This window comes from Streptomyces sparsus (assembly GCF_054776295.1).
Map to the genome: position 1 here is coordinate 1 of NZ_BAAHCA010000241.1, position 5,985 is coordinate 5,985.

Annotated in this window: 4 protein-coding genes; all 4 read right to left on the reverse strand. The window is 73.4% G+C overall.

Annotated features, from left to right (window positions below):
* Positions 1–187: 187 nt before the first annotated feature.
* Entirely contained in the window at positions 188–1,522 is a 1,335-nt protein-coding gene (locus ACYVE9_RS13235; protein ID WP_461028014.1) for a M20/M25/M40 family metallo-hydrolase, read from the reverse strand.
* Positions 1,515–2,345 carry a M55 family metallopeptidase gene (locus ACYVE9_RS13240; RefSeq protein ID WP_461028015.1) on the reverse strand — a complete coding sequence of 277 codons (831 nt, stop codon included), beginning with the start codon at positions 2,343–2,345 and terminating at the stop codon, positions 1,515–1,517. Before ACYVE9_RS13240 ends, ACYVE9_RS13235 begins: the two co-directional genes overlap by 8 nt.
* A 75-nt stretch (positions 2,346–2,420) precedes the next feature.
* Complete coding sequence (locus ACYVE9_RS13245) at positions 2,421–3,143, reverse strand: class I SAM-dependent methyltransferase (protein ID WP_461028016.1); 723 nt, start codon at positions 3,141–3,143, stop codon at positions 2,421–2,423.
* A 106-nt stretch (positions 3,144–3,249) separates the two neighbouring features.
* On the reverse strand, positions 3,250–5,631 hold the full coding sequence (locus ACYVE9_RS13250; RefSeq protein WP_461028017.1) for an ATP-binding SpoIIE family protein phosphatase: 2,382 nt from the start codon (positions 5,629–5,631) through the stop codon (positions 3,250–3,252).
* Positions 5,632–5,985: the final 354 nt, after the last annotated feature.

A 5,985-nucleotide genomic window follows, 5' to 3' on the forward strand; every position in this document is an offset into this window, starting at 1 on the left:
GCCCCCGGGCGCAGCCGCAGCAGGGCCCGGCGGCCGGCCTCGTCGGGGCGCGGCGACGTCCACCACACCTCGCTGCCGACCGCACCGAGGAAGTCGGGCCTGCCGTCGTGCGCGGCGACCAGGGAGGCGTCGATCGGGGACGGCCAGGTGCCGTAGGGGGTTTGTACGGTCACCATCGGTGCCTCTCCTAGAGCGCGCGCAGAGCTCGGTCGAATACCCGGACGCCGAAGTGCAGCGCTTCCACCGGTACCCGCTCGTCGACCCCGTGGAACATCGCCTGGTAGTCGAAGCCCTCCGGCAGCCGCAGCGGGGCGTAGCCGTAGCCGGTCACGCCCAGCCGGGAGAACTGCTTGGCGTCCGTGCCGCCGGACATGCAGTAGGGCACCACGTGCGCTCCGGGGTCGAAGTGCTCCAGCGCCTCCCGCAGCACCGCGAACGACGGTGCGTCCACGGGTGCTTGCAGGGCGTTCTCGCGGTGCTGGAACTGCCAGTCGACGTCCGGGCCGGTCAGCGTGTCCAGGGTCGAGACGAACTCGTGCTCCCAACCGGGCAGCATGCGCCCGTCGACGCGTGCCTCGGCGCTGCCGGGGATCACGTTCACCTTGTAACCGGCTTCCAGCATCGTCGGGTTGGCGCTGTTGCGCAGCGTCGGTTCGACGAGTGCAGCCGCCCGGCCGAGACCGGGCAGCCAGGTGTCGACGTCGAAGTCGGGGGCGTCGAAGTCGGGGGCCGGCAGGCCGTGCACGGCGGCGAGTTCGGTCAGCGCCGCGCGGACGGTCGGCACCAGCCGCACCGGCCACTCGTGTTCGGCGACGCGGTGCACGGCGGCGGCCAGCCGGCTCACCGCGTTCTCCCTGTTGACCTTGGAGCCGTGCCCGGCCCGGCCGCGGGCCGTCAGGCGCAGCCAGGCCGTGCCGCGCTCTCCGGCGCCCACCGGGTAGAGGCGTCGGCCGCCGTCCGCGTGGAAGATGAAGGCGCCGGACTCGCTGATGCCCTCGGTGCAGCCCTCGAACAGGTCGGCGTGCGCGTCGGCCAGGAAGCCCGAGCCGTAGTCGGCGCTGTCCTCCTCGTCAGCGGTGAAGGCCAGCACCACGTCCCGCCGGGGCCGCACCCCGCCGCGTGCCCACGCCCGCACCGCGGCCAGCACCATGGCGTCGGTGTTCTTCATGTCGACCGCGCCCCGCCCCCACACCACACCGTCGCGGATCTCACCGGAGAACGGCGCGACCGTCCACTCGGCGGCGTCGGCGGGCACCACGTCGAGATGGCCGTGGACGAGCAGCGCGTCGGCGGACGGGTCGCTGCCGGCGATGCGCGCGACGACGTTCGTCCGGCCTGGCGCCTTCTCCAGCAGCACCGGGTCGAGGCCGACGTCGGCGAGTCGCTCCGCGACGTACTCCGCCGCCGGCCGCTCCAGGCCGTCGCCACCACCTCGGTTGGTGGTGTCCATGCGGATCAGGTCGCTCGTGAACGTCACCGCCTCGTCCAGTGCCTGCTGGTCGAGATGCGCGGGGTCAGCCATAGTTCTCCTCCACCGCTGCCGAGACGACCGTGGTGACGGCCTTGAAGCAGCGGATCGCCTCGTACATGTCCGGCGAGCCGTACGTCACACGCCGCTCGCCCACCTGTGTCACGCCGGGGACCACCGTGGCCGCTCCGGCCAGGTGCTCGGCGTCGAACTCCAGCGCCAGTTCGTGCGGGGCGCTGCTCGGCTCCTCCCGTACGGCGAGGGACGCGGCCTCCCGCGCCGCCGCGCGGATGCCCGCGGCCGTCACCGCCGGGGTACGGCAGACGGCCGCGTACCGGGAGACGTAGTCCTTGACCGCGTATGTACGGGCGGCCGGCGCGTACCCCTCGGCGTCCTCGCAGGTGCGGTCGTCGCCGGTGACCAGCACCACCGGCACGCCGAACTCGGCCGCCACCAGGGCGTTGAGCCGTCCTTCGCTCGCTCGCGCGCCGTCCACCCAGACGCCGGTGATCGAGTTGGCCAGGTAGGTGTGGGCGAGCACGCCCTCGCTGCCCGCCCCGGTGTGGTAGCCGACGAAGGCGATGCCGTCGACGTCGCCGCGCTGCACGCCCTCCACCATGCTCAGTGCCTTGTGGCGTCCGGTGAGCAGCACCGCCCGGTCGTCGAGCTGCTCCAGCAGCAGGTTGCGCATCGTCCAGTGGGCCTCGTTGACCAGGACCTCGTCGGCGCCACCCGCCAGCAGTCCGGCGACGGCGGCGTTGACGTCGCCGGTGAGCAGGGGGCGGCAGCGCTCCCACTCGGGCCTGCCGGGCAGCACGTCGGCCGGCCAGGTGACGCCGGTGGCGCCTTCCATGTCGGCGCTGACGAGGATCTTCATGCCGGGCACGTTACGCGTCCGCCGGGTGACACAAAAGCCTCGGGGTGGTGACGCGGTGACCGCAGGTCGCCGCCGTCAGCCATTCCGCCCAACGACGAGCCAGTTGGACGGCAGCTCCACCGGCGAGCCGTCGGCGGCCGGCTCGGTGGTGGTCAGCGGCAGCCGTCCCTCGGCCACCACACGCAGGCCGGCGGCCGCGCACAGCCGGGTCACCGAGTCGTCGGCCATCTCCGTCGGGGCTATGCCGTGCCCGAACACCGCGGCGAGCTGCGGCGGCGGCCCGCCCGGTCGGCGCATCAGCCCCATGAGTATCTCCTTGGCCGCCGCGGCCGGCTCCACGAGGAAGGCTCGGCCCCGCTCCCCCAGCAGCACCGCCAGCGCGGCGACGACGGCGGCCCGGTCCTCGTCGGAGCACTGGTGCAGCACCCCGCGCAGGTAGACGTGCGCGTCCCCCAGCTCCGCGTGCAGCGCCCCGGCCGCGGCCAGGTCCCGTGCGTCGCCCTGGCGGAAGTCGACCTGCTCCGCGCCGGGCAGCGCCCGCGCCCGTTCGACGGCCGCCGCGGACAGGTCGAAGCCGAGCACCGGCCGGTGGTGGCCGGCCAGGAACACCGTCTGGGTGCCGTTGCCGCACCCGACGTCTATCAGCGGCAGGTCGGGGGTCAGGTGCGGCTGGAACAGCGGCAGGTGGCGGGCGGCGGTGCGGTCGGGCGCGGCGTCCCAGAAGACCCGCTGCGGTCCGCCCGGCGCTTCCCGCCAGAACGCCTCCCACGCGTCACGGTGCTGCTCGGACGTCTCCATGTGTGCCCCCTCGGTCGGCGGTTGTCGTCACGGTGTGTCGGCTGGGCCCGGCGTCGGCGGGCACGGCGGTACGCGGCGGAGCCGGGGCTCTGCGAGCCGGCCGCCGTCATCGGCTGCGGGGCAGTGCCTGCTCGAACCAGACTGTCTTGCCGCGTGCGGTGCGGCTCGTCCCCCACCGGCGGGACAGCCTGCTCACCACTCGCAGCCCGCGACCGGAGGAGCGCAGACCGGAGGCGTGCAGCAGCTGGGGCAGCTCGTGGTCGTCGTCGGAGACCTCGCACAGCAGCCCTTCGGCGCGCACCAGCCGCAGCTCGATCCGGCGGCCGTGGGTGTGCCGGACGGCGTTCGTGACGATCTCGCTGACCAGCAGCTCCGCGGTGTCGCTCTCGGCGCCCAGCCCCCAGGCGGTGAGTTGTTCCCGCACCAGCCGGCGGGCGCGTCCGGCGGCCCGCGGCTCCCGCGGGAGCCGCCACAGCGCGGTGTCCTCGGCCGGGATGCCGTTCAGCCTGGCCATCAGCAGCGCCACGTCGTCCTTGCGTCCGCTGGGGTCGGTGGCGGCGGCCAGCGTGCGGATGATCGTGTCGCAGGCGGTGTCCATGGACGCCGCCGGGTGGGCGGCCGACTCGCACAGCGCGGCCAGACCCGTGCCGATGTCCTGCCCGCGCACCTCCACCAGGCCGTCGGTGCACATCACCAGCCGGTCGCCGGGCGCGACGGGGAACGTCGCGGTCTCGAAGGCCACCCCGCCCACCCCGATGGGTGCGCCGGTGGGCAGCTCCAGCAGCACGCTCGTGCCGTCCGCCGCCCGCACCAAAACCGGCGGGATGTGACCCGCGTTGGCGAGGCACAGCGTCGAGTCGACCGGGTCGTACACCGCGTAGAGGCAGGTGGCGAGGTAGTTCTCACCGAGCCGCTGCGCCAGGTCGTCCAGACTGCGCAGCAGTTGCGCCGGTTCCAGGTCCAGGCCCGCCATCGTCTGGACCGCGGTGCGGAGCTGGCCCATCATGGCCGCGGAGTTCAAGCCGTGGCCCATCACGTCGCCGACGACCAGGGCGGTGCGGGAACCGGGCAGTTGGATGGTGTCGAACCAGTCGCCGCCGACCCGGCCGAGCCGGGTGCCCGGCAGGTAGCGGGTCGCCGTGTCGCAGCCCGCCATCCTGGGTTCGATCCGCGGCAGCATGCTGTCCTGCAGCGTGTCCGCGACGTTCTCCTGGTAGGTGTACATGCGGGCGTTGTCGAGCACCAGGCCGGCACGGGCGGCGAGTTCGGCGCCGGTGACGCGGTCCATGTCGTTGAACTCGGCGCGTTCGCGGTGCCGCAGCAGGATCATGAAGCCCAGCACCACGTTGCGGGCCTTGAGCGGCACCACGAGCATCGACCGGTGCGTGATGAGCGGACGGATGTCGCGCTTCTCGAACTGGGAGGCGATGGCGTTGCCCATCTCCTCGCTGATGCGCGGCACGAGTACCGGCTCACCGCTCGTCATGCACTGGAAGAACGGGGTGTGCGCGGGGAACGGCATCGACTCGCCGACCGGCACCACGTCGTCCCAGCGGCCGGGCTCGTCGTTGTGCTCCAGGGCCACGCGGTGCCACATCGTGGTGGTGTCCGGCGGGCCGTCGGGAAAGCCCTCACCGGCGATGACCTGCTCGCGGAGGTATGTGCCCGCGACGTCGGTGAACCGCGGCACCACGGCGGCGCTGACCTCGTGGATCGTGGTGGTGAGATCGAGCGAGGTGCCGATCCGGCCGCTCACCTCGTTGAGGAACTCCAGTCGCTCCCGGACCGCCGCGTACTCCAGGTCCGTCTCCGGGGCCCCCACCGCAGGGGCCGCCGGAGCTGCGGCCGGGCCGTCGACCGGGCGCCTCGGACGGCGTTCCACCCGGCGCGGCACACCCCAGTCCGGTGTCACCGGAACCCGCTGCTGCCGGCTGATCTCCAGCACCGGGTAACCGAGTTCGAGCACCTGGGAGACGATGCGGCTGCTCTCCCGCGGGCTCATGCTCGGCAGGATCTCGGGTAAGCGCGCGGCCAGCTCCGTCGAGCCGGGGAAGTCGGTGTGCAGCGCCAGGGCCGGCATCACCCGTTCGCTCTCCTCCGCCTCCGCCGAGTGCAGGGCGGCGGAACCGGTGGCCAGCACGAGCAACCGTTCGGGGCCGGGGCCGACCAGCGGGTAGGCCCACCACAGCACGTCCCCCTCGGGCCCGTCAGCGCCGGCGCTCCTGGCCCGCCCGGTCGTCGCGTACGTGCCGGCTCCGCGCATACCCGCGTCCCAACCGATGTCGCCGAAAGCGCCGGTGACCGGCATCAGTTCGGCAGCCGAGCCGCCGAGTGCCTGCTCCCGGGGGCGGCCGAAGAGCCGTGCCGCACCCGTGCTCCAGTGCGAGACGGCACCGTGCACGTCCACCACCACGACCGCCAGCGGAATGCGTCCGGTGACGGCGGAGGCGGGGAACTCGGGATGGCCACGGGGCTGTTCGTGCTCCATGGGTTCCAGCTCTCCTTCCGGGCGGCCTCCACCACCGTACGACCGCTACGCGGTATTGCGCCGGTCATTACCGGAAAAGGTCGTGCGCCCGCGCATCGGTGCGCCTCTTGCACCCCCTCGGGGCACTGCGATATGCGCCGTCGCAGGGATCAACCGGGCCCGTTGCCCCGCCCCGGCCACACGACGGGCCGCCCCGCCTCGACGTCCGGCGCGGCACCTCTACCATGGCGACGTGACCAGCATCCGGCAGACCGCCCCGCGCCGCCCGGCGCGCGCGCTGCTGCTCTGGCTGATCCCGGCCGTGCTGGGCGGCCTGCTGGCCATGCACACGTTGAGCCCGGCGCCGCCGCCTCC